This window comes from Microcoleus sp. PH2017_12_PCY_D_A (genome assembly GCF_020738565.1).
Classification (GTDB): domain Bacteria; phylum Cyanobacteriota; class Cyanobacteriia; order Cyanobacteriales; family Microcoleaceae; genus Microcoleus.
Map to the genome: position 1 here is coordinate 105,796 of NZ_JAEQCI010000020.1, position 24,555 is coordinate 130,350.

Genomic DNA, 24,555 nt, shown 5'->3' on the forward strand with positions numbered 1-24,555 from the left:
TAAACATCTCCATCAAGCTTTATGAATGCAGAAAATATCGGCGCATTCATCCCCAGATTCAACCTCAAAAACATCAAGAATAGAGATATTGCAGGTGCAATCGACAACAAGTTAAACACAGAAAAATTCAAAACTGCTTCGCCCACTATTCTCGCACCCAGGATTGTCAAAAAAGCAGCAGCACCTGCCATTAGCACAAATTTTTCCCGCGAAAAAGTTAGCATCATCATGCCGGCATTCAACGCCAAAGACACCATAGGCGAAGCGATCGCCTCCGCACTCCAGGGGACTCACCGGAATATAGAAATCCTAGTGATTGACGACGGTTCCACCGACGGCACCGACAAAATAGTCACCGACATGGCGGGGCAAGATCTGCCAATTAAGTATTACAAAAATCCGAAAAACCTAGGAGCTTACAATCTAGAAATTTAATGCTCGAAGCAGCAACCGGAAAATTTATCGCATTTTTAGACAGTGACGACACCAGGGAACAAAACAAACTAGAAGAATGTTTGAATCTCCTATACAAACACCCAGAAGTTAAATCAGTCGGTCACGCCCTCCGCTATCTCAACAAGGACGGCGAGAAAGTCAGCTACATTCCCACATATCCTACAAGTCGGGAAGAATTGCAGGATGTTCAACAAAACGGCGCGCTTCCTTGGGTTTTTCCCACAGCTTTAGTAGTAGAACGAGAAGCTATCCTAGAAATCGGAGGATTTTTAGACAACTGGAAAGTAGGTGCAGATACCGAACTGATGGCCAGACTAGCTCAAAAGCACGGGATGCTAAGCACAAAGATGCCCTTAGGAAACTACCGAGTTTTGGGCAATTCGTTAACCGATAAATATTGGTTGAACAAGCGTCTAGCGATAGACTGCGTTAAAAAAAACCAGCAGCGCAGAATTCGCGGTGAATCAGAGTTAACATTGAAGCAATACCAAGAAATCTTTTTCCAAAATCTGTCGCCGTTGAAAAAACTCAATAAGTTCAGAGAGATTGTGGCAACTCGCTTCATGAGAAAAGCCGGAGAAAGCTGGTTAAATCGTGAGATTTTGCCTGCTCTAATTTACGGAATTGCCACAACAGTGCTGAACCCTCAAGCCACTGTACACAAAATTCAGTGGATGAAATATCAGAAGCGATTAAATCAAGAATTTCACTAATTAGCTATTGGGCTGCTACATCTAGCCTACCGAACTCTGCCACTTTCTAGCAGTAGCTGAACAGTTAACTGGACTCAGCTAGAGATTCGACTTCTAGGGTAGGTAATACCCGCCTGTTTGTTGACAACTCGACTGGTGGACAATCTCTGCATCAGTCGAGTTGTTAATAAAAATTGGTTCTTTGCACAGGCCCTCTAAAATGCGATCGCCCTGGCAAAAGCCCTCAAAGGATTGAACAGAGGGGAATTCGCCAAAAAAATTAGCTGTCAAATCGGTTGCGATACCCATATTGAGGGTTTTCCCCCCGCTAGGCTGATCCCACTCAGGCTTCCAGCCTGTTATATTGGCTATAGGTAAATAAGCGCAGTACGGCTGTATAAATCAACAGCCTAGCTACTAAGTAGCGGAAAACACGGCTAAAATCCAAATTTTCGCACTATTCCCTAGCCAACTCTGTTTCTGCTACACAAAACTTAGCTAAACTTTCTCAAGTCTCACTATTCAATCAAGATTGCTCTTGAAGGGTCTGCTTCCTACTTCACCCAAGGGAGTCGGCTCGCAACTTGTCCACAGGCGTAAATTCGGATGTAGCCCATCCTAATCCAAAAAACAATTCTAGCGGTCGCTTTTAGCCATGAGTCACCCACTATTTTCAGCCAATCGGTTTACAAACCGGATAATTGAGCCTTGGTTTTCGGCATGGCAGATATTATAGCCTTTCTAGACTTATCTTTTCCAGCAAGTTTTGACTAAGTTTAGATAACTATTTCGCCCTGTAAGTTAACCTCTTGTTTCCCCCAAGGCAGGAAGTTTGATATAGGAAGTTAATTTTTTAAATTTCCTGTCATAAAACTTAATAAAGCTGTATAATCCTTTGCGGAAAGCACTGTTGATTCTATGTAGATAGACGAACGATGGGAAACAGCATCCTATTTTTGCCCTTGCTGGCATACACGCCAGGGGGTGGAAGCTGGAATCATCTAGCGCGGGACATTATGCTTTGCAACTTAACTGCTAAAACGCGAGCTTTCATCGCACTAGATCCCAGTCAGTGCGTTTGGCAGCCAGCAATTTTCAGTTTCAGCGGAAAATCCTTACTTGCTTCGTATTCTAATTTCAGGGGTCATATGTGGCGAAGACGATACTTCAGCGAACAACTACCAAACCACAACTAATTCAAGTTATGAACAGCCCAAAAGTCAGTGTAATCATTCCTGCATTCAATGCAGCCGAAACCCTGGCCGAGGCCGTTGCCTCCGTAGTTAATGGCAGCCACAAGCATCTAGAAATTTTAATTGTTGATGACTGCTCGACGGACAATACTAGCAAAGTTGGTGCTAGGCTGGCCAAGCAAGATTCGAGAATTAAGTTCTATAGAAATCCCCACAATTATGGGGTTTCCAAGTCAAGAAATTTAATGATCAAGCGGGCAACCGGCAAGTATGTAGCGTTTCTAGACAGCGACGATACCTGGGAACCCAACAAGCTAGAAGTTTGTTTGAAGATGCTCGCAGACAATCCCGAAGTCAAAGCAGTTGCTCACGCTTTGCGGTATTTAGACAAGCATGGCAACAAGTTGAGTTACGTTCCTACCTATCCTACAACTAAAGCAGAAATGCAGGCGATTAAGCAGACAGGCGAAAGTCCTTGGGTTTTCCCGTCTTCTGTGGTAGTCGATCGCTTCATTCTGCTCAAAGAAGGCGGCTTTGCAGAAGATTGGCAGGTAGGAGAAGATACAGAGTTATTTACCAAAATTGCTCAAAAGCACGGCTTGCTAGCGGCGACAGCACCTTTGGGAAATTATCGAATTAGAGGAAACTCTCTCACCGATAAGCACTGGCTGAAAAAGCGCATAGCTTCTGAGTGTGTCAAGGAAAACCAACTGCGGCGCTTGCGGGGAGAAAAAGAGTTATCGCTCAACGAGTACGAACAGTTGTGCTTTAACAATTTGCCCTTTTTGCCAAGGCTCAACAAATTCCGAGAAGTTTTGGCACTGCACTACATGAGAAAGGTGGGACAAAGTTGGTTGAATCGGGAGATTGTACTGACTCTGATTTATGGCATCGCTACCACAGCCCTCAATCCTCAAGCTACTCTGAACAAGTGGAAATGGATGAAATCTCACGAGAAGTTGAGCCGTCAAACGACAGAAAGCACCCGTCATGCAGCAGAATTTAATCCCCAGCGATCGTCGGAAGTCAGCGGTTTTTCCTAAAGGCTCTTGTATTTGTATGCAGGTTTTGATCTAAGACGGTTCGATCTGAACCGTCTTGGAGATAAAAGCCTCTGAAAAATAGATACGCTCGATCGCGCGACGCCAGAGCGATCGCAACAAAGCGTTAACCATCGCGTATAGTGTTATATTAAGCCGCCAGCCTCAGCCCGAGCGATCGGGAAATAGCAGGGTGTACCCGCCGTGCTATTTGCTGCCAAAACACTTAGAATAAATAAGGTGTAAGTAAAAAGCCAAGTTTTTTGAATTTTAAAATGGGTAGCAAACCTATTTGTTAGGCAGAAAGTAAAAGCAAAAAGTTAACAAAAATTATGCTTTGTACCTTCTACCTGATACCTTCAGAGAACGATCGCCTTTTTACTTTTAACTAAATTGAATTTATGGACTGGCAAGAAATTTCTGGCAACTGGGTATTAATTCCCTCAAACTCAAAACCGATCGCGATCGTACATTTTCTCGGCGGCGCATTTGTAGCTACTGCACCGCAACTCACCTATCGGTGGCTGTTAGAGGCTTTGGGGAATCAAGGATATGTGGTAGTAGCAACGCCGTTTGTCAATACCTTGGATCATATTGCGATCGCCCGCGATGTCCTCAACAAATTTGAAAATGCCCTCGACAGGTTGCGCGCCACCAAATTGCTCAAATCTTCCTATCTCCCCGTCTACGGCATGGGGCACAGCATGGGATGCAAACTGCACTTGCTGATCGGTTCGGTGTTTGACGTAGAAAGAGCCGGCAATATTCTGATCTCCTTCAACAATTATGCGGCATCCGAAGCAATCCCGATCGTCGAGCAAATTTCCCCCGTCTTTAACGTAGAGTTTACCCCTTCCCCGCAAGACACCAACCGCCTCGTGCAAGATAGGTATCAAATCCGGCGCAATCTGTTAGTCAAATTTAACGGCGACAACATCGACCAAACCCTGCTGTTAACAGGTTTGCTCAAACAGAGATTTCCCGACATGATTACATTCCAGACTCTGGCGGGCAACCATCAAACGCCCTTAGGTCAAGATGTTAGCTGGCCTGTCGGTCAAATTTTTACACCCTTCGACGCTCTTGGCCAATGGGTAAAACAAGAAGTGTATCGAGAATTAAATCAATTAAAACGGACAATTCTGCTTTGGCTGAACCCTTTATCCCGCGTTTAAAAGCGGATGAGCCGATTAACCCAAAAGTTCGTCCGGCAATTGCAAAATATCATCTTCGTCCGCCGGATCGGGGATAGGAGTATAATTTTTGACGATCGACAGACAGTTACGACCATCAGCCGTTCTCGTATAACTGAGACTGTCTGCGATGTCTTTCATCAACTTGAGGCCCCGCCCGCCGGAAGCTTCAGGATCGATCGTTTTCGACATATCTTGAATTTTTTGGTCTAAATCAAAGGGAGGGCCAGAATCCCAAATTTTAATTTCTACAGATTCAGCAGACACCAATACGTCAATCTCCACCGGCAAATCCGGCCGTTGGCCCTCGTGGGCGTGACGCACCGCATTTGTAAAGCCCTCAGCCAAAGCCAACTGACAGCGTATCCACACACTTGTAGGAATTCGCTGCTCGTACAACTGAGCAAACCAGGACAAAACTGGCTCTAAAGCACTCTGACCAGTATTGACTTGAAGAGCCGCTTTCTTTAGGGGTTGCAATTTTTCGGAACCTTGTAATTCAATCACGGTCTGTCACTAAAATTATAGTTCCTTGACACTCCCCAGCTATCGAGGCGTGGGGATTCTTTGATCTACGAGCCGACTTGCTCTAATTGGATCTCTCCAACCAAAGTAGAGGTCGATTCTTCCAAAGCGTTACTTGCCTCTACTGCAAAGGTTCCGGTATGCCCTACCGTACCCAACCCCCGACTTAGGATATTTCTAGCGGCGTTTTCATCTCTATCCATCAAACACCCACATTTACAAGCGTGAGTCCTGGTGGATAGCGTTTTTTTGACAACTTCACCACAAAGGGAGCATTCTTGACTGGTATATTGCGGATTCACCGCAACAGTTACGCGATCAAATACTTTTCCAAAATATTCAAGCCAGACGCGGAACTGATACCAAGATGCGTCGTTAATAGACTTGGCTAGACAATGATTCTGCACCATGTTTTTAATTCTCAAATCTTCGTAGGCTATCAAGTCGTTTGACTGAACTACGCACCTTGCCAGTTTCACAGCATGGTCTTTACGCTGCCTGCTTATTTTGAGATGGCGCTTACCTAAAATCTGTCGGGCTTTACCTCTGTTTTTTGAACCTTTAACCTTTCTAGATACTCGACGCTGACTGCGTTTGAGAACACGTTCACCTTTTTTCAGGAATCTAGGGTTTTCAACGGTGACTCCGTTTGAATCGGTATAATACTCCTTCAATCCAACATCTAATCCAATCGTCTTACCTGTTGGCTCTGTATTTTCCTTTCGATTAACATCAATACAAAATTGAACGTAGATACCGTCAGCGCGTTTTACCAGTCGAACCCGTTTAATCTGGCTGAAGGAGTAAAAATGCAAATCGCGAGTACCCTTGAGTTTGAGTTTGCCGATTCCTTTTTTGTCGGTAAAAGTTATCGACTTTCTGTCCGAAGCAAGTTTCCACCCAGTCGATTTGTATTCAACAGAACGACAGTCTTTCTGGAATTGTGGATATCCTTTTTTGCTAGGAATCTTTTTCTTGCTGTTTTCGTAGAACCGGGAGATAGCTGCCCAAGCACGTTCTGCACTTGCCTGCCTTGCCTGAGAGTTGAGTTCGTCTGTAAACGGAAAAGTTGCTGCTAATACAGCACAGTATTTGTTCAAGTCGTACTTGTTCTTTTTAGGATTGTCCATCCAATAGCGCAAGCAGCTATTGCGGACAAACTGGCTGGTACGAATTGCTTCACCTACCGCTTGGAACTGACTTGATTTTCCGTAAACTTTGAACTCAAAAACTAGCATTGCTCTTACCTCCAATCTTATGCTACCGCAGTCAGCACAAAACAGGTAAGCGTGTAATGAAAAGTTACAATTAAAGCCGTCCTAGAAGGACGGGGTGTTAAACCCAAGTTCTTGATAAACTGGGTGAAGTTCGACCCAACAAAAATTTGCATCAAATTTAAAGGTAAATTGAACTTGATGGCTGGCCGGCAAAAGCATTTACCTGAAAAGCGATGTTATAGAAACACTCGGTAAGCGTAAAACTCAGTGGCTTTAGCCCGCTCGATACAAGCGACCCGGGGGAATGCGAGTCCCCGCGATATTTGGTCTAAAGTGCGTAGGTTTTGGTATAATCGAACTGTCGGGGTTAGACTCCCTCGCCATAGTGAAACGGTTGCAAGACACACTTTTAGGCGTAAAGAACTGGGCAAAGAGCGGCGAAAACTCTCAAAACAGCTAGGGATATCCAACAGAAAATCCCACCCACAGAGAAACAAACAATGCTTGACCGGAAACGTAGGGCGGGGCACACCCGAACGCTAGGCTCGTACCCTAGTACGCTTGAGGAGATAGACTAAGAAAGGATTCACTAAGTTAGGCTCGTTAGTTGGCGCTGTAGCGCGGGTAATTGGTTTAAGCATTGCCGTCAGGATAGTGGGTTTTAAAGTCGTTCGCAGATCCAAGAATCTCAGTCGCTTCAGCGCTGAGAGTGTCAATAGACTATACTCAATCTCAGACAGTCGCCCTCACAGGATATATTTTAAATGACCCCCAGACCTTTGAAAGACTTGTAGTACCAGAGTGCCATGTTTCAAATTCTGGTTATTGACGATGATACGGCTGTTCAAGAACTGCTGAGAAGAACCCTGAAAAAACAGGGTTACGAAGTGACAGTAGCAAGCAATGGCGAAGACGGCGTAGCCCAGGCGCAAAAAATGCGTCCGGCGCTGATAATTTGCGATTGGATCATGCCGCGCTTGACCGGCATTGATGTTTGCCGTCGAGTTAAGGCAGATCCGGAACTGTCAACTACACAATTCTTTTTGTTGACTTCTTTGGGTTCGATCGCCGATCGAGTCAAAGGGCTTGACGCCGGTGCCGACGATTTTATCTCCAAGCCGATAGAACTCAACGAATTGCAGGCGAGAGTACGCGCCGGATTGCGGCTGCACCAACTCAGCCGAGATTTGAAAATTGCCAAGCAAAGCCTGGAAGCAGAGTTAGCCGAAGCAGCCGAGTACGTGCAATCGCTGCTGCCAGATCCGATGACGGAACCTGTCAGCATCGAGGCAAAATTCATTCCTTCCCGGCAGTTAGGCGGAGATTGTTTCGACTACAACTGGTTGGATGCCGATTATTTGGCGATTTACTTGCTCGACGTAGCCGGTCACGGTTTGCGGGCGGCCCTGCCTTCGGTGGCCGTGCTGAATTTGTTGCGATCGCGCGCACTGCCCAACATTGACTACTACAAACCCAGCGATGTTTTGCGGGCCCTCAACACCACCTTCCAGATGAGCTACCAAAATGACAAATATTTCACCATCTGGTACGGCGTTTACAACCGCATTACTCGACAGCTAACTTATGCCAGCGCCGGCCATCCCCCGGCCGTGTTGATTTCCCAGTCCCCTGCGAGCACTGCTAAAATCAAGCAATTAAAAACCCCCGGAATGCCAGTCGGGATGTTCCCCGACGCCCCCTATGTCGATAATTGCTGCGATGTCGAGGATTTAAGCACTCTCTACATCTTTAGCGACGGAGTATACGAGATTCACCAACCTGACGGCAATATCTGGGGGCTAGACCCTTTCATCGATCTGCTCGCATCTTACAACGGTGGAACTGCCGACCAGTTAGAGCTGGTTTTGAGATACACTCAAAAGTTGAACGCTAAAGCAGTTTTTGATGATGATTGGTCTTTACTCAGGATCAACTTTGGCTAGCTGACCTCTTGCACCACATTGACGACCAAATAGCAAGAAGGCAGCAGCCAAAAAAATTACTAAGTTGAAAGAATTTTGCTATTAAAAGCATCCCGGGTCGGAAAGATCTCGAAAACTCGATCCATGCTGGTGAGTTCAAATAAAATGCGGATTTGCTCGTTGATAGAACAGACGACTAATTGACTCCCAGCGGCCCGGACTGTTTTGAGCGCCAAGACTAAAGCGCCCAAACCAGAACTATCCATAAAAGTCACATCAGTGAAGTCTATCAATACCACATCGGCTCCCGCTTCCACTAGGTCGCTAATTTCTTGGCGGAATTGACTTGCCTTGGTGCCGTCTAAAATGCCAGAGGGCTGAATAATTTTAACTACAGGACTCATATTTTGCGGTGGGAATGTCAGAATTTCTAGCCAGACTAGGCTAAGTATAGCTGCGAGATGGACTCCGATCCAAATAAGAAAAAGGGAAAATAAGAGAACGGGAGAATATTTTTGAGTGCAAGAGATGGCGCTCTTTGCGGATGGGAACGCTGATGATACTCCCAGCGCTTCGCCACCGCGAGTGAATTTTGAGAGGGGGACAATTTTTGTTTTGCTGAATGCAGAATGGCATCAAACTAAGCTAACTTTGGCGCGGTAGAGGAGTTTATCGCCTTGTGTATAGCCTGTATAGCGGACTTTGACGGGTTCTCCAAGCTGGGCTGTTCCTTCGATGAGCTGGTGCTGTTGCGGGTTGTAGGGAATCTCTGCTCCGACTGGGGCGATCGACTCTATGCCCCAATGCTCCAATAACTGCTCGACTGGCCGCAGCAACGGCAGCAGCTTCTGGGCCCGCAAGTTATGATTTTCCTGAGCTTTGCTCGCAGCAGTCGGCCACTGCAACATCCAAGATTCTAAAATTTGCACGCTAGCGAGCTGGAATTCCTGCATCAAAGATTCTCGCTGCTGTGCGATCGCAGCTTGGAGGCGCTGATATTCTTGTTCTAAGGCTGTCGGTGGTGCCTTTTCTAACTCTACAAAGTCTGGCGCCAAGGTTGCGAGCAGTTCATTTAAGGAAATTTGCAAAGCTTGACTGATTTTGAGCAGGATGTCGGCTCGGGTTTTCAAAGCTAAGCCGCGACGCAGGCGGATGACCTGAATTTCGGGAACTCCTGCTTTTTGGCTGAGTTCTCGATCGCTCGAAATCCCGGCCTGTTGCATCAGCCGTTGCAGTTGAAGAGCATAATCGGGAATATTAGCTGCCACGAAAAATTCATCCAAATTAATAAATGGACATATTCTCGATCGTAAACTGTCACGAGCCTTAAGGAAATACATCTTTGGGGCGGACTAGGAGCAACGCCCCACAAAAGAAGTGGCACAGGCATCTTGCCTGTGGCGGGCAAGATGCCCACCCCACAACAGAAAGTGGCACAGGCATCTTGCCTGTGGCGGGCAAGATGCCCACCCCACAACAGAAAGTGGTACAGGCATCTTGCCTGTGGCGGGCAAGATGCCCACCCCACAACAGAAGTGGCTATTTGACGGCAACTTGTTCGCGAGCGGCGGCTGTTGCAGTTGCCGCAGAAGCTTGCAAATGCGCTTCTAGGAACCACAAACGCTTGTCAATTGCCCGCGAAATTTCGGTGTACAAGTCGGCGGTGTCAGCGTCGCCGAGTTCTGATGCTTTGTCGATCGCCACTCGCAGGTGTTGGGCGTAGGGTGCGTAGCGATCGGCCAAAGCAGTGACGTATTCTTTGCCGTCTAGGATGTCGAAAGGAAATTCTGGCAGGATCGAATCTGCGGCTGCTGTGCGGGCTGTTCCGACAGCTAAACCGCCTAAAGCTGTGATCCGTTCGGCAACCGTATCGACGTATTCTTCGAGTTCCCCGGCCATTTCGTCAAACAGCAAGTGCAACTGATAGAAGTCCATGCCTTTGACGTTCCAGTGGGCTTGCTTGACTTGAGTTTTTAAGTCCAGAGTGGTTGCTAGCGTGGCGTTGAGCAGCCCGACTATGTTCGAGCGGGTGCCGGCTGACATATCAATGCGCGTCGGGTAAAGGTGTTGTTTGTGGTTGTTGGCAGTCATAGTTTTTGAGGTTGTTAGTGGTGATTGTCGATCGAACATCTGAGACTGTTTTGACAGTTTTGGGCGATCGAATATTTGCCTGTCGTGAATGCTCAGGCTAGGTGCATTTGCAACACAGCACGGGGAGCTCGGCGGACTTTGCAGCGAATGGTTTCTAAACCGAGACGCTGGCAAGCTTCGTACCGGTGGCAGCCAGAAAATCCGTAATACTGGCCATCTACTTCTAGCACGTCGATGGGTTCGTTTAAACCTACCTCGCGGATGGAATCCATGAGGGTGGCTACTTTAGTTTGGTCGTTGACTCGGGGCAGGGGGCGGCGAATCTGGTTGAGGGGTATTTCTTCTATCCTCATGGCGGCTGTCTTTTTTGCTTCTTGTTAAATCATACTCGTTATGACTTCGACTTGGCAAGCAAAATCAGGAATTACGCAAAAATAAGGTTTGGACATGATTACTCGGTAAAATGGAAACAAACCAAGCAACTTGCAGGCAACCCCGTCAGGAGCTCAACGACTTGCTGGTTAACCCGCATTACCCAAACCGCGGGTCAGTGTGGCGGTCGTCCCTGCATTCGAGGAATGCGAATTCGAGTCACGGACAATTGACAATTCGCTATATTAGGGCTGCTAGGTGATATTAAGGGCTTAGCTGCGATCGCACATTTGTCGATCGCTTGTCTATAAAAGTAATTTACTGCATACCCAATAAATTCGCTGCGATCGAATGCCATGATGAAAACATCCCAACCAGATATTATTGTGACAAGCCAAGAGGGGGAATATCTGATAATCGTTGAGGTAAAGCTCAAAGACATAGGTATGGGCGATCGAAACGCTATTGAACAGCTTAAACGCACTATGGCATCCATTGGTTGTTCAGTTGGACTTGTCGTAGCTGGCGATCGTGTGATTCTCCTCCGCGACTCCTTAGAGAAGTACAATGGTGAGTCAATTGATGTAGTTGGTGAAGCGAAACTTCCCGATTATTTGCTACCACCTGCAGATGAGCAATGGAAAGGCAACCCTGCTATTGAGTTTGAATCGCGAGTTCAGCGATGGCTTGAGAAACTGAAGCTGACTGCTAGTATGGACAACTTCCCAAATGACTTAAGAAACCTACTAGGCGAATCAATAATTACCCTTCTCCAAATTGGCGAAGTGAGGGCTGGTGGGCCTAGATGGAGTAAGGTTGCCAAGTGAAGCCCAAGGCAGTTTTAGTTGAAACAAATTGGGTAGTGGATGTTGTTGCTCCAGCCTACTTACGGTAGTGGTGCAGAAACGCCGGACTTTCGCACGATCAATTATTATGCAGAAAGAGTTGCATGGAATTGCATCATGGAAGAAAGCAGGACTACCACATCCGCACCAACCCAGTTAGTCTGCGGTTAACTCTGCGTTACTTGCTTCTTGAGAGTCTCGTAAACCTATACCCATAATGCTGTCTCCACCTTTTGCCTTAGATAAACGCATTGCCAATGCAACCTCTGGCAAAGTTTTGCCATATCCTATGCTTCCAGTTAATCCGGTCTTATCTTTGTAAATTCTTTTTAATTCATTGAGTAAGCTCACTTTATAACGCGATTTGAAGAGGAGGTTGTCACCCTCGGCAAAAATTACACTGTTGTTATCCTTCGTCTCTTTGCGTATCAAGTTCTTCAACGCATCAATTGCTCCTTTTACGGTCTTACTCCGTGTCCTAACTTCATCCTCGCTTGATTTCCCAAATGCCATATCCAAATAGTCACCAGTAGAATCACCATCAAACCCAAAATAAAAAATTGTCTCATCTTCTTCGACAGTTATTTCAAGAGTTTGGATATTTACGAGTTGACCATTTTGATCGAGAAAAGCACCTAATGATTTAGTCGTAAATTGCAAAAAGGCAAATGCTAACTGAGAGGATAAACGAGATTGAATAGCTGTTATTTCTTTTGAATATCCATTTTTTTGAGAGGGATGAGCTATATCATTACGCACCGAAGTAATTAGCTTTGTGAGATGCTCTAGCGTTTTTAAGTTAACAAAATATTTGGGGTTTTTGGCAAAAATATCTCTAACTTCTTCTAGTTTTACACCAAGTGTTTTATTTTCCAACTCTGCTGTTTTAACAATGGTAAGAATAATATTTGCAACCTCTTCAATGCTAGCAGAGGATGCAAAAACGGAATGGCGGTGGCTATATGATTCTTCAGTTACCTCACCCAACAAACGAGAATGAACCCCAGATAGCAGTGACTCTCGCAAATGCTCAAGGTCAAGCCCAGATGGTAATAAATTTGTCAAACTACTTACGAGTTCATCAATAATTGAACGGTGGCGTAGAACTTCTGTGTAATTTAGCTTGCCAAAAGTATCAAACTCCCGTATCGGCGGAAAGTTGCGATATTGTATCTTGACACCTTCTTTCTCAAGTTCATGATAAAAAAGACCAGCTTGCTTTTTTCTGGTCGGATCATCCTTAGAAAAATCGATTTCCAGTGAATAAATATTTTTTATATCAAGTACATAAGCAAAAACCGCAAGGATAGATTTGAGAGATGAAATACCATTTGTTAAATCAATGTAACTATGTGCGTTGTCAATCGGATTAACGATCGTCCGTAATTGCTCTACAAGATCTCTAAATTTTTCATCATTAGAGTCTTCTATTTTAGCGACATGATGTACTAAACTCGTCGAGGAAATCTCATGGTAGCTCAAAGCATTTTGCCAAGATGTTGAAGCTGTCAGAGCTTTCAATGATTGTTCTGTATGAAAGATATGTACTTGACGAAAAGTTAAATCGGGGTTTTCTGTATCTATTCGAGCCCGAAGGGTAGCTGCGATAATGGCATTGATCATTGCAGGTACATTTGTGTTCCCTGCCAATATTAACTTAAATGATTTTTGAGATAGGTTCATTTTTATCTTATTGTATTGATTTTTTTCGTTTATACCACAAATTATGTGAGAGGCGGCTAGTTTCCCTATAACTGGTTATCATAGTAACATTTTTTATTGACTTCTGCAAATTTGGTGATTAGCCTGACTTTCCTGCCTCCAACTCAGGAATTCTGGCAATAAGCAGCGCCCTAAAACAAGATCGATCGCGAATCTACAAAAAAATGCAGCATCTGCTACTAAATCCTATCCATTCAATCCCGCAATAATATTGACACTCATAGCCAAAATAGCGGTGTTGAAAAAGAACGAGAGCACGCTGTGAAAAAGCACCAGAAATCTCATGGAACGAGAAGTAGTCTGCACGTCTGCAACGAAAGCAAGTCATCCCAATCCCAAAGGAAAAATATAAAAAATCTTTGTAGTCTGGTTCGTCGTCGCCCGGAAAATCCAAACCCCCCGCCTGCGAGTAGCTGCCGTGCTGCTTGCTGCGGTTTCCGTAGTAGCCGTGGGCGTAGTGCATCGTGAAGATAGTGTGCACCTGCATCCAAGAGCCAACAATTGTCAGCACAGAAAGCCCCAAGTGCAGCAAGAGCAAATTTGGGGGCAGGCCTTTGGTATCGCGCAGCAAGAAGACGATCGCCAATAAGCTAGCACAAGCGGCGGCCACGATCGTACTTAAGATTGTCAAACGGCCAGCGTCCAACTGCTGAGCGTGGTGGCGCATCAGTTCGGGAGTGCCTTGCAGCATCAGCATCCAAGTCAAAAGCAGGAAACTCACAGCGCCCGCGTTCCAAATGCACAGCATCCGAGTCAGCAGGAAATAGTGAGGCGGCAGGAAAACAGCGGCTGCTATGGCGAACAGAACAGACGCAAACAGGCGGTGCCGGACGCTCCACACCCAGTGCATTTGAGATTTGGAAACATTTCTCACAGTAATCTAGCCTAAGTTAGGCACAGTAAGGGTTAGAAAATCCTAACTACTGTTATTTTGCCCAGAAATCCCAAAAAATAGCGATGAATTGGTAGCACGCAATACAGGTGAGATTTTTCATGCCTTTCGATAGATCGATCGACCTCAACGTTCTAGGTACAGTGGGACAAAAGATAAATTGTGGTTTGATACTATGGCATCCTCCCAACCCCTCAAAGGCATTGAATTGATCGACTGCGCCAAAGCCAACGCCCAACAAGGAATCACCACAGCCGCCGAGCTATGCGGCTACGGAAGCGACCTCAACACCTTTGAGCGGGAACTCAAAGAGGCTTGCCAAAACATCGGCGTCGAAGTCAAGGAATTGAACGACTTGATTACGGATCAGCAGATGATGCAACAAGGAATGGGCATCGAAATCGCTCCAGACACTCCCTCAGAACTCTAGGATCGCGATCTCCAGCACACCAGGAAAGAGAGTTAAAACCGCCCAGACAGGAGTATTGTCAGTCTGTTAGCTGAGGCAGGCTAGAATATTTTGCATGGGAGCTTCTGACTTTTGGCAGGAGTCGTGTTTCCTCCCGCGAAGAGGGTGCTTTCTGGAGGGTGCTGAGATTGTTAGGAGGACTGTCGTGTCAGATCAGCAAGACCGAATAATGCGTTTGTTTATAGAGGAGGCTAAGGAGCACCTCGATACTCTAGAAAATGGTTTGGTGGATTTGAAGTCCACGATGAAAGACCCCGAAAGCGTCCAGGAGATGTTTCGAGCCGCCCACTCCGTGAAAGGAGGGGCGGCTATGCTCAGCTTGGATAGTATTAAAACAACCGCTCACCGCTTGGAAGATTGTTTTAAGGTACTCAAGGACGGGCCCGTCAAGCAGGTTGACCAAACGGCAGAATCTCTATTTTTAAAGGGAGTTGATACGCTTAAAGACTTGCTGGCGCGACTGGAAGGGCCTTTTGGCTTGAGGAATGAAGAGGGAGAAAAACTCGTCCAGCAGGTGATGCCAGTTTTTGCTCAACTGGAAACTCATCTCAACAACTTGGCGGCGGGCAAAGTTGCGGCGGTTGCTACTGCTGGAACTCGTGCACCCGGGGCGGCTCCAACAGCGGGCGCCGCGCCGGCAAATTTTGCTGTTGAAGTGATGGTTTTGCTTAAAGAGATGTTGCAGGTGTTCAAGCAGAAAGAATCTGCTGCTAGTCGCGAGGAGTTGGCTGGTGTCTGCGTTCGCCTCTATAAGTTGGGAGGTAAAATTGAGCCTTGGCAAAATTTAGTTAAAACTGCTAGAGGGGCGATCGTTAATCCCAAAAACTCTTATAAAGTCTTAGCTCCGCTGATTATCAAAGAGCTCAAGGATGCGGGAGATTTGGTGCAAACTGGGAAAGTCAAGACGATCGCTCCGAGTAAAAATTTGCTACTTTTTGCAGCAAGCCCAAAAGCAGCAGAGGTAAGCGCAACCGCAGCCCCAGCAGCAGCGTCGAAGCAAGTAGCTCTTCCGGCCGAACCGAAGGCGGTAGTCAAGCTTTTGCTCAAAACTTTCAACAAAAAGCAACTCTCGGAAATCGCCAAGTTACTGGTTCACGCCATCAAATCCTCGAACTAGGAGTTGTTGCAGTAGACCTCTTGCAAAAGCCCTTTTAATCAAATTTTGGAACGGGCTCTCCTGCCCATTCCACAAGAAAAAAAACTTTTTGTGGGATGGGCCCTCTTGGCCCGTCCTAGCTATTTTTGCAAGAGGTCTAGTAGAAGATAGAGTTAAGGCAATATTTTTGAGAAGTAGAATTTTCTGATGCGTGCTGGCAGCGGGCTAATCCGGCAACGATAAAAAATTCACTATCTTCGAGATTTTTGCCCTCTAGCTTCTAGTGTTGGGAAACCCTGCGTTAGAATTAAGGTATATATAGATCGGCGTGCAATGTATTGTACCCGAATAAAAAATCGATCGGGCTTTAGAAGGCGGTAGCTGTGAAACCAATTCGTTCATTAGAAGATGCTTTAAACCGCTGTCAGGCGATGGGAATGCGCTTGAGCCGCCAGCGTCGATTTATTCTAGAGCTTTTGTGGGATGCAAAAGAACACCTCTCGGCTCGCGAAATTTACGATCGCCTGAACCAACAAGCAAAGGGAATCGGTCATACTTCTGTTTATCAAAATCTGGAAGCTTTGTCGAGAGCCGGGATTATTGAGTGCATCGAACGCTCGGAGGGACGCTTGTACGGGAATGTCAGCGACTCTCACTCTCATGTCAATTGTTTGGATACGGCTCAGATTCTCGACGTTCATGTGGAATTGCCGATCGACTTGATCGAACAAATCCAACAGCAAACAGGTGTCAAAATTGTAGACTACCGGATAGATTTCTACGGATATAGATCGGCCCTGCCAGCTACGGAAGCATCAACTGCTAGCGATACGCCACAAGCTTCGTAACCGATGAGACAGCCTCTGTTAGAAGCAAAAGGGATATTCTTGCTATGGCTGTTGCAGGTATAAAATGATTTAAGTATTGAGAAGCGCTCGATCGGGCACAGATAGCCATCGCGCGCCGGAATTCGCCACAGTACGCGAAAAATGAAACTCGATGGGCCTTTTGGCCGATCGGGAAATAAAATTTAGCAATAAGCAAAAAAAATAGTTCGACCCGCTACACGTACCAAGTTGAGACAAAATCCGGGTTTAGTACCCGCTTGATTTTTTAGTCGGCCCGAATCGAAGGAAATTTTGTGTAGCAACATTTTCAGAACCCTGCCAAATTTATCTGTGGAGTCAAATCGAAAATCGAAGATCGAAAATCGAAAATCGCTAGACTGACGGGGCTTTCTACTGTTTTTTCAGCTAAACTGCACCGGGAAGCAGTGAATAATTGTTGGATAACTGGTATGATTTACGTGCTTCTTGAGCCGAAAATGCTCGGAAGCAACCAGTGGGGCGCGACACGAACCTCACTATAAAACGCCGTAGAGGGAAAGATTGCCAGTACCTTGAAGGAAGTTCTCGATCTCCTTAACAGGAGTTCAGAAGCTCACATCGCAATCGATGATTTGATGTGGGAGTGTCACGCAGAGAGCGCATTACAGGACAAGCTGAAGTAATGGCGAGACGACAATCTGACCAATTCCACACACCACCCAAATACAACCCATCTTCCAAACCGACGGCACAGTTGAGTGCAGAGGCGACAGGCGATGCGAGTTTTTCTAACGAGGCGTCGCCGGGAGAGGGGAAAAGAACTTTTTGGCAGTGGCAACTGATCTGGCTGAGTCTCCTGGTGGGATTTGGAGTAACGGGTGCTGCTGCATTTCTGTGGTTGCTGACGATGCCGCCGCCACCGAATTGCCAGCAACTGTCGCCATTGGCGGCGGACGGAGAGCGACTTTACTGCGCTCAGCAAGCTGCTAAATCGGGCAAGCTAGAACAGCTAGAATCGGCAATAGGACTGGTGCAGGCTTGGCCGAAAGAACACCCGCTATACTCGCAGGGCCAACATTTGATCGGGGAATGGTCGAAAGCCATGCTCGCATTTGCCAGGGCAAAAATTGAGCTGGGCGATTTGAAGGGCGCTCTGGCGATTGTGGCGAAAATTCCGAAAACCAGTCCGTCTTACCCAGAGGTACAGGATGCTGTGACTGCTTGGGAAAAAAATTGGCAGGAGGGGCAAAAACTCTACGATACAGCGCTAGCAGCTTTGAAAAGTGAGGATTTGAGGAAGGCATGGGATTACGCTCAAGCTCTGTTTAAGCTGGAAAATATTTTCTGGAGTCAGAAGCGCTACAACGAGCTGATTCAGCAAATTTCTCTGGAAAGAAACGGCTGGCAGCGCTTGCAAGAGGCTAGAAATTTGGCGCAGGAGGGAACTCCGCAAAAGTTCGCTGAGGCGATCGTCCTGGCTCGCAAAATAGACCCGCAGCTTTTTGCCCGCGGTAAAGCAGAAAAGGAAATTGAGGGCTGGAGCCGGACTTTGCTGGCAATGGCGACTAAGCGGTTGAAGGGGAAGGACCTTCCGGGGGCGATCGAGGCTGCTTCTGTGGTGCCCCAAGATTCGCCGCTGTTTGCGGAAGCTCAAGATTTGATGCAGTTGGGTAGGGCTCAGGCGGTGATGTGGAACCAGTCGGTATCGACGCCACTGGCACAACATATTTTTACTTTGCTCGAAGGGCAGGGGGCTGCTAGCCAAATTGCTCCGGGCCGACCTCTGTACAAGCAGGCTCAAGTTCAAGTTGAAAGTTTACAGGTGCAGTTTCAAGATTTACTGCGGCTGCAAGTGGCAAGCACGATCGCGAGTTTCGGTCAAATCGGGGCGCTTCAGATGGCGATCGAGCAAGCGCAAACCATCGGGCCTCGTCAGCCGCGGCGGGTTCACGCTCAAACTTTGGTGGCTACTTGGCGCCGCGAAATTCAGCGGATCGAAGACCAAGCTTTTGTGAACCTGGCGAAGCAGTTGGTAGCACCGGGAACGGTTGAAGGACTTAAGGGCGGCATTGCTCAGGTACTTCTGATCTCTCAAAACCGTCCCCGCAGAGTAGAGGCGCAAACTCTCCTGGCTCAGTGGACGAAACGCATAGAAGTTATTCAAGATCAGCCTTTTTTAGATGAGGCGATCGCCCTGGCCAAGCAAGGAAAACTGACCGCGGCTATTGACAAAGCTTCGGAAATTAAGAGCGGTAGGACTCTTTACGCTAAAGCTCAGGATAATGTCTATCAGTGGGTGAGCGAACTGCAAGTTGCTCAAGATCGTCCGATTCTCGATCGAGCTGCGGAATTAGCATCTCAAGGTAGTCTGTCGGCGGCGATTAATATGGCTTCCCAAGTCGGTTACGGTAGGGCGCTGCACTCAGAGGCAGCAGGTGCGATCGGGCGCTGGAGCGCCGAACTCAGAGCCAACACTGCGCCGCCGCCGGAGCCCGCTCGCGAGTACGCGCCGGCTCCGCAACAGGAAGAGTACGCGCCGGCTCCGCAACAGGAAGAGTACGCGCCGGCTCCGCGACAGGAAGAGTACGCGCCGGCTCCGGAGCCTTACTATCCGCCCGCCAGACAAGAGGCTCCGGCTCCGGCTCCAGAACCTTACTATCCGCCCGCCAGAGAAGAGGCTCCAGCTCCGGCTCCGGAACCTTACTATCCGCCCGCGAGGGAGCCGGAACCTTACTATCCGCCGGCTCGGGAGCCGGAACCTTACTATCCGCCCGCCAGACAGGAGGCCCCGGCTCCGGCTCCGGAACCTGCTCCTCCTCCGGCTCCGGCTCCGGAACCGCCGCCTTCGATTCCTCAGCCGGCTGGACCTCCTGATGCTAATTTGATTCCGGAGTAATTGGGTTTTGGCACGATCGACCTCTTTAATCTCAAATTTAAAATCGAGTGAGTAATTTGCAACTGCTGTCGATCGATCCCGACCCCATTTTCCGACTGGGGCTCAGAGTCGCCTGCGAGCAGTATCCAGACTTGGAAGTTGTCGCAGATGTGGATACGGGAACCGAGGCTTTGGGGGTTCTGGAAGCTCGATCGATCGCCTCTCTCGGGGCCAAGAAGCCCGTTGATTTGGTAATTTTGGCTGTTGAGAGGTTAAGTTTGCGATCGGGTCTAATACAGACGCTGGCAGTTTGTGGCGAACTCAAAAGCTTGTACCCCAACCTACCGCTGTTGCTCCTAGGCGGGCCGCTGACACCGGAGCAGTTGGGGCAGTTACAAGCTGCGGGCGCGAAGGGCTATTGTCCTAAAGATAGAGATATTTCCGAGACAATAGAAGCTATTCGCGCCGTAGCATCTGGCGGCACTTATTGGCCGACAGATACGCCAGCTAACTCTCAAATAGAGCTAAATTCACCGACGGTTAAAACAATAGAAAATTCCGCAGCCAATCCAGAAGAAAATGCTGAGAGTCTGACAATTGATACGCCCGTACACAAAAAAATTCTGGCTTATTTTTGTGTGTCTGGATTGCGAGAAATAGATGCAGCTTTGGCAATTGTCAAAGCTGATTTAGAACAGATTACAGTGACAGATTCGACAGATTTAGTCACTATTTTAGATAGGCTTGTAGTCAGCGGGCGCCGCCGAGAATTGCTGGCTGCTCGTTGGATTGTCAGTCAGTTATTGGAAGAAAAAGGAGAGAAGTCCGAGGGAAGAAGGAAGAAGGAAGAAGGAAGAGGGGAGAAGGTAGAGGAATACGGGAGAAGTGCGAGGGGAGAAGGAATACCAGAGAGTTTGTGGAATAATTCTCAGTTGCAAGTCACGAATTCCCGAGGTTCGGGTGAATCTTTGGTGCTGGCAAATAATTGGCAAGGCAGCTTGTTTGACTCGGTGGCTGCTAAATTGCAGTTTAATTTGATCAATTTGACTGGCGTGCCTTTGGAAATCGATATTTTGCGATCGACAAAACAGCGCGAATTGATGAATTCCATCCTGCGGAAGTTACGCGAGTTGCTGGAGGAATTGCTCTTGGGGCAAGTGCAGCAAACTCAATTGTCGGAAAAAATGCCTGCTATTTTGCGGGATTTGTGGGAATCGACAATCATAGATTTTTTTGGCAGGTACTATACGCTGCAAACGGCAGAAAATCTGGTTGTTGACAGCAGTCAAACAAGCTTAAAACTACTGCCAGAAAGTCAAGGGGGAATCGCTGCTAATTTATGGGGAGGCAGCGGCATAGAAGTGGTGCCGGTGCTGCTCGCAGATGAAAAAGCAGTTGCCACGGAAATCCTTGACAAAATTCCGATGACAGTTGATTTATTTGCACATTTGCTATTTGAAATTCCGCTAACAGTTGACAATATTTCTTGTATTGCTGGCAGCCCGCAAGCGATGCAGCGAGCTGAAGCTTTATTGGAAAATTTGGTAATTCAAGTTGCTAGCTCAGTAGTGCAGCCTCTGCTGAATAATTTTGCGGATATTGAGGAAATCAAGCAAACTTTTTACGATGGCAAGTTAATTTCCACACGAGAAATTGAGCGGTTTCGGAATGATTTATCGTGGAGATACCGCTGGGATAGCTATTTTGTGGAACCGAAAGCTATTTTTGAAAGCAGGTTTTGGCTGTTTGTTTTGGGCGATTCAGGAATTAAGAGAATTTCTATTTATGCTCCCAGAAATCAGGAGTTAGCACAGTTGTCTGGGTTGCAGTTGGCTTTAACTTTGGTGCTGGAAACTCGGGATGCGATCGCACCTAGGGTTCGCGCGGTTATTTCGCTGTTGGGTAGGGCTGTTGTTTACGTTTTGACGCAGGTTATAGGGCGGGGAATTGGTTTGATCGGGCGGGGAATTATCCAGGGAATTGGGAATTCTTTGCAGGATAGCAAGTTTGGAAAAAATGGGTGATATTCTGCGGAAAAATTAACGATTACAAGGTTCGTAGTGAGGACTTCAGTCCGCATTCATGAAGGACTAAAGTCCTCACTACAAGGTTCGTAGTGAGGACTTCAGTCCTCAAGAAGAAGGACTAAAGTCTTCACTACAAACCTGACTTCAGTCCTCAAGAAGAAAGACTAAAGTCCTCACTACAAGGTTCGTAGTGAGGACTTCAGTCCGCATTCATGAAGGACTAAAGTCCTCACTACAAACCTGACTTCAGTCCTCAAGAAGAAGGACTAAAGTCCTCACTACAAACCTGACTTCAGTCCTCAAGAAGAAGGACTAAAGTCCTCACTACAAACCTGCTAATTGGTGGTATTATAGATAAGGACTTACTTAATGCTATAAGGTTGACTTTTTATGAGTATTATGATAGCGATTGATGCCGATCGCATAAACAGCTTAGATTTGTCTCCGGTGCGGACTGTTATTGAACAGTGGCTCGCCGAAGGGGCGATCGCCCAAAACGAACAGCAGGTACAATTTGAAATAGAGTATCCGCGCGAAGAATTAGATCCCCGAGAAATCTCGGAACTTCCCGAAGTGCGGCTGTGGTTTATTCGCTTGGATGCTTGTTATCCTTGGCTGCCGTTTTTGCTCGATTGGAAAGCCGGAGAATTGGCCCGCTATGCCGCGATGTTGGTGCCGCACCAGTTCCACCGCACCCAAGGCATTCAATACAATCCCGAAGCTTTAGAAATGTTTTTGATGAGCAAAATTTTTGTGTTGACTGATTGGTTGAACCAGCAGGGAATCAAGAGTAAATCGAAGTTGATGGCGATGTCGCAGATGTTTGGTTACGATTTGGATGATACTTTTTTTGATGTGATAGTTCCGCACAAATAAAACCTCGCGCCTCTCATTAACATCATCCTAATTGGGGAGATGACTCTATACCTTAAGACTGACGCAAAAAGGTAGAAACCCAGAAAACCGCGCTGTTGAAACCTATACAAACAAAACCGGGCGACGCGGGTTGAAGAACAAGTAGTAAAAATTACGTTTTACATAATTTTTTTCAGTCGGCGCAGGCCGACTTTGTTTGTATAGACGCGGTTTTAACCGCCGTGTTATCTTAATAAATCTTAACAGAAACCGCAAAACGGCTTAAATACAATACTTTAACTAGCTCGCGTAGCAATCCTATTGGTTGACTTTACACTTTTCTGAAAATTTAGAGTTAGTTTAGATAGATATAAGTAGGTGAGAAAGTTCTTAGTTGCTGAAACCGATGCGGTCGATTACTTCTTCCTAATGACGACAGAACTGATGGGTAATCGGTAATCCATGATGGGTAATCGGGAATTCTATCCGTTACATCCGTTAAATCCGCTACAAAATCCGCTGCCGAACTTCTTCCTTCTTCCTTCTACAACGATCGCCCGATTCAATCGATCGAGGAAATATCCCATGAAAACAGATTACCTCATCGTCGGTAGTGGTTTATCAGCACTGGTTTTCGGAGCCTTGATGGCAAACTCCGGCCTCATCGTGTACATCCTGGAAGCTCACGAGCATCCCGGAGGCTTTGGCCACACCTTTACCATGGCCAAAAAATACACGTTTAATGCCCAATTTCACTACGTTTGGGACTGCGGCGAAGGACATACAGTCGATCGAGTCCTCAAAAAACTCAATCTCGATCGCGATGTCACCTTTGAGCGCTACGATCCGAATGGCTTCGATCGCATGAGAATGCCTGGGTACGCCCTCGATATTCCCTCGGAAGCAGAGGAATTGATCCGGCGATTGTCGGCGCTGTTTCCCGAAGCAAGCGAGAGAATTCGCAAATTCGTCAACGAAGTCGAAAAAACCGGCGAAGGACTCAGAAAACTCGCTCCTCCCGTCAAACCAATTGAATTAATCAAAAATTTCGGTGACGTATTCTGCGCTGTCCAACACCTCAACAGCACACTGCAAGACGTTTTCGATAAATTCCAACTCCCGCAAGCCGCCCAAACTTTATTAGCCCTGCAATGGCCGGACTTTTTGCTACCTCCTAACCAGTTGTCTTTCTATGCTTGGATTGCTTTGTTTCGAGGCTATCAAGAAGGTGCATTTTACCCGACGCAGCATTTTGAAGATGTTATCAATTCTTTAGTTAAAGTCATTGAATCCAACGGCGGGAAAGTTCTGCTCAACCATGAAGTCACGAATTTTAGGGTGAAAGATAGAACTGTTACGGGAGTTGAAGCGATGGATTTGACTACCCATCAAACCCATGAATTCACGGGCGAAACCGTGATTTGCAACCTCGACCCCAAAAGAGCAGCCAAGATGATTGGTGAGGAACTGTTCTCTAAAACAGTGCGGCGGAAACTCGACTACGAGTATTCTGCATCCAATTACATGGTGTACTGCGTTGTCAAAGATATCGACCTGCGAGACTACGGATTTGGCAAGTGGAATACGTTTCATTCGGAACACTTGGATCTGAATGAAGCTTTTGCTCAAATGTATGACAAAAATGATTTTTCTCGTCCGAGTTTTGCAATTACCACGCCGACTTTACTAACGGAAGCGCGGCGGGATTGTCCCGAAGATTGTCAAATTGTGGAATTTCTAACTGTTGCTAATTACAGTTATTTTAAACAGCTTTGGGAGACCGATCGCAAAGCTTACAGGCAGAAGAAACAAGAGATTTTAGACTCGATTTTAGACGTAGTTGAAAAACACTATGTTCCAGATTTCCGCAAACACATGGTGTTTCATATTACCGGAAGTCCTACGACTAACGAGCGCTTCTGCTGGTGTCCTAACGGCAATTCCTACGGTTCTACCCTGACTCCGAAAAACATGGGGGTCGATCGGCTAAATCACGAAACATCCCTCAACAATTTCTATTTTTGCAACGCTTCCTCGGGCTATCCAGGCTTTGCGCCGACATTTTGGACGGGGGCGCTGCTTTATCAACGTTTGTCCGGCGATGCGATTTTAGGGTGAGGAATCACAGTTAAATAACTGCGATATTTGGTGGCTTGGGTTGAGGTTTGGGCGATCGAAAATTGGCTGATATCTATGAGGAGATGGCTGTGCCTATTGGTGTCAGCTTAGCATCAAATCTAGCATGG

At 46.8% G+C, this 24,555-nt stretch carries 22 protein-coding genes and 2 pseudogenes; 14 read left to right on the plus strand and 10 right to left on the minus strand.

From position 1 onward, the window contains the following. Window positions 1-21: 21 nt before the first annotated feature. Entirely contained in the window at window positions 22-435 is a 414-nt protein-coding gene (locus JGK39_RS05205) for a glycosyltransferase family 2 protein (RefSeq protein ID WP_293252127.1), read from the plus strand. Then, a complete protein-coding gene (locus tag JGK39_RS05210) occupies window positions 435-1,169 on the plus strand; it encodes a glycosyltransferase (protein WP_293252125.1) in 735 nt (244 codons plus the stop codon). Before JGK39_RS05205 ends, JGK39_RS05210 begins: the two co-directional genes overlap by 1 nt. 93 nt (window positions 1,170-1,262) lie before the next feature. Here the strand turns inward: JGK39_RS05210 and JGK39_RS05215 are convergent, their stop codons facing one another. Further along, window positions 1,263-1,457: a hypothetical protein gene (locus JGK39_RS05215; RefSeq protein ID WP_293252123.1), complete on the minus strand. Its 195-nt coding sequence runs from the start codon at window positions 1,455-1,457 to the stop codon at window positions 1,263-1,265. A gap of 895 nt (window positions 1,458-2,352) precedes the next feature. On the opposite strand from JGK39_RS05215, the gene JGK39_RS05220 reads away from it, so the two are divergent. After that, window positions 2,353-3,384 carry a glycosyltransferase family 2 protein gene (locus JGK39_RS05220; RefSeq protein WP_293252121.1) on the plus strand — a complete coding sequence of 344 codons (1,032 nt, stop codon included), beginning with the start codon at window positions 2,353-2,355 and terminating at the stop codon, window positions 3,382-3,384. A gap of 398 nt (window positions 3,385-3,782) precedes the next feature. Continuing rightward, window positions 3,783-4,556 (plus strand): DUF1350 family protein, encoded by a 774-nt coding sequence (locus tag JGK39_RS05225; protein ID WP_293252119.1) that lies wholly within the window; start codon window positions 3,783-3,785, stop codon window positions 4,554-4,556. Window positions 4,557-4,571: 15 nt separating this feature from the next. Here the strand turns inward: JGK39_RS05225 and JGK39_RS05230 are convergent, their stop codons facing one another. Continuing rightward, window positions 4,572-5,081, minus strand: a complete 510-nt coding sequence (locus JGK39_RS05230; RefSeq protein WP_293252117.1) for an ATP-binding protein — start codon at window positions 5,079-5,081, stop codon at window positions 4,572-4,574. Between the two features lie 65 nt (window positions 5,082-5,146). Then, window positions 5,147-6,337, minus strand: a complete 1,191-nt coding sequence (locus JGK39_RS05235) for a transposase (RefSeq protein WP_293252115.1) — start codon at window positions 6,335-6,337, stop codon at window positions 5,147-5,149. Between the two features lie 785 nt (window positions 6,338-7,122). On the opposite strand from JGK39_RS05235, the gene JGK39_RS05240 reads away from it, so the two are divergent. Further along, window positions 7,123-8,259, plus strand: coding sequence for a SpoIIE family protein phosphatase (locus JGK39_RS05240; protein ID WP_293252113.1), 1,137 nt, complete (start codon window positions 7,123-7,125; stop codon window positions 8,257-8,259). Window positions 8,260-8,318: 59 nt separating this feature from the next. On the opposite strand, the gene JGK39_RS05245 is transcribed toward JGK39_RS05240, so the two are convergent. From JGK39_RS05245 to JGK39_RS05260, 4 genes are all read right to left on the minus strand, one after another. Continuing rightward, a complete protein-coding gene (locus JGK39_RS05245; protein ID WP_293252111.1) occupies window positions 8,319-8,642 on the minus strand; it encodes an STAS domain-containing protein in 324 nt (107 codons plus the stop codon). Window positions 8,643-8,873: 231 nt separating this feature from the next. Then, entirely contained in the window at window positions 8,874-9,578 is a 705-nt protein-coding gene (locus JGK39_RS05250) for a helix-turn-helix transcriptional regulator (RefSeq protein ID WP_293252109.1), read from the minus strand. Window positions 9,579-9,777: 199 nt separating this feature from the next. Continuing rightward, entirely contained in the window at window positions 9,778-10,329 is a 552-nt protein-coding gene (dps, locus tag JGK39_RS05255; RefSeq protein WP_293252107.1) for a DNA starvation/stationary phase protection protein Dps, read from the minus strand. Between the two features lie 92 nt (window positions 10,330-10,421). Beyond that, the gene (locus tag JGK39_RS05260; RefSeq protein ID WP_293252105.1) at window positions 10,422-10,682 is read right to left on the minus strand and encodes a sulfiredoxin; all 261 of its coding nucleotides are present in this window, start codon (window positions 10,680-10,682) and stop codon (window positions 10,422-10,424) included. Window positions 10,683-10,859: 177 nt separating this feature from the next. Here JGK39_RS05260 and JGK39_RS33575 point away from each other — a divergent pair. Further along, window positions 10,860-10,928, plus strand: a pseudogene (locus JGK39_RS33575) (DUF433 domain-containing protein); the annotation flags it as partial. Between the two features lie 129 nt (window positions 10,929-11,057). Continuing rightward, the gene (locus JGK39_RS05275) at window positions 11,058-11,528 is read left to right on the plus strand and encodes a hypothetical protein (protein WP_293252101.1); all 471 of its coding nucleotides are present in this window, start codon (window positions 11,058-11,060) and stop codon (window positions 11,526-11,528) included. 174 nt (window positions 11,529-11,702) lie between these two features. Here the strand turns inward: JGK39_RS05275 and JGK39_RS05280 are convergent, their stop codons facing one another. The 3 genes and pseudogenes from JGK39_RS05280 to JGK39_RS05285 all read right to left on the minus strand — a co-directional run. Beyond that, window positions 11,703-13,229 carry a mCpol domain-containing protein gene (locus JGK39_RS05280; protein ID WP_293252099.1) on the minus strand — a complete coding sequence of 509 codons (1,527 nt, stop codon included), beginning with the start codon at window positions 13,227-13,229 and terminating at the stop codon, window positions 11,703-11,705. 225 nt (window positions 13,230-13,454) lie between these two features. Next, complete coding sequence (locus tag JGK39_RS33580) at window positions 13,455-13,553, minus strand: hypothetical protein (protein ID WP_366048770.1); 99 nt, start codon at window positions 13,551-13,553, stop codon at window positions 13,455-13,457. Window positions 13,554-13,647: 94 nt separating this feature from the next. Then, window positions 13,648-14,118: pseudogene (locus tag JGK39_RS05285) on the minus strand (DUF1345 domain-containing protein); the annotation flags it as partial. A gap of 217 nt (window positions 14,119-14,335) precedes the next feature. Between JGK39_RS05285 and JGK39_RS05290 the strand changes: the two are divergent. The 7 genes from JGK39_RS05290 to JGK39_RS05320 all read left to right on the plus strand — a co-directional run bounded on the left by JGK39_RS05290 (window position 14,336) and on the right by JGK39_RS05320 (window position 24,427). Next, window positions 14,336-14,590, plus strand: coding sequence for a hypothetical protein (locus JGK39_RS05290; protein ID WP_293252095.1), 255 nt, complete (start codon window positions 14,336-14,338; stop codon window positions 14,588-14,590). A 208-nt stretch (window positions 14,591-14,798) separates the two neighbouring features. Continuing rightward, a complete protein-coding gene (locus JGK39_RS05295; protein WP_366048719.1) occupies window positions 14,799-15,746 on the plus strand; it encodes an Hpt domain-containing protein in 948 nt (315 codons plus the stop codon). A gap of 362 nt (window positions 15,747-16,108) precedes the next feature. Then, window positions 16,109-16,573, plus strand: coding sequence for a Fur family transcriptional regulator (locus tag JGK39_RS05300; protein WP_293252093.1), 465 nt, complete (start codon window positions 16,109-16,111; stop codon window positions 16,571-16,573). A gap of 622 nt (window positions 16,574-17,195) precedes the next feature. Further along, window positions 17,196-19,448: a hypothetical protein gene (locus JGK39_RS05305; protein ID WP_293252091.1), complete on the plus strand. Its 2,253-nt coding sequence runs from the start codon at window positions 17,196-17,198 to the stop codon at window positions 19,446-19,448. 47 nt (window positions 19,449-19,495) lie between these two features. Next, window positions 19,496-21,451: a DUF3685 domain-containing protein gene (locus JGK39_RS05310; RefSeq protein WP_293252089.1), complete on the plus strand. Its 1,956-nt coding sequence runs from the start codon at window positions 19,496-19,498 to the stop codon at window positions 21,449-21,451. A gap of 393 nt (window positions 21,452-21,844) precedes the next feature. Then, window positions 21,845-22,330: a CRR6 family NdhI maturation factor gene (locus tag JGK39_RS05315; RefSeq protein ID WP_293252087.1), complete on the plus strand. Its 486-nt coding sequence runs from the start codon at window positions 21,845-21,847 to the stop codon at window positions 22,328-22,330. Window positions 22,331-22,894: 564 nt separating this feature from the next. Further along, a complete protein-coding gene (locus JGK39_RS05320) occupies window positions 22,895-24,427 on the plus strand; it encodes an NAD(P)/FAD-dependent oxidoreductase (RefSeq protein WP_293252085.1) in 1,533 nt (510 codons plus the stop codon). Window positions 24,428-24,555 lie beyond the last annotated feature (128 nt).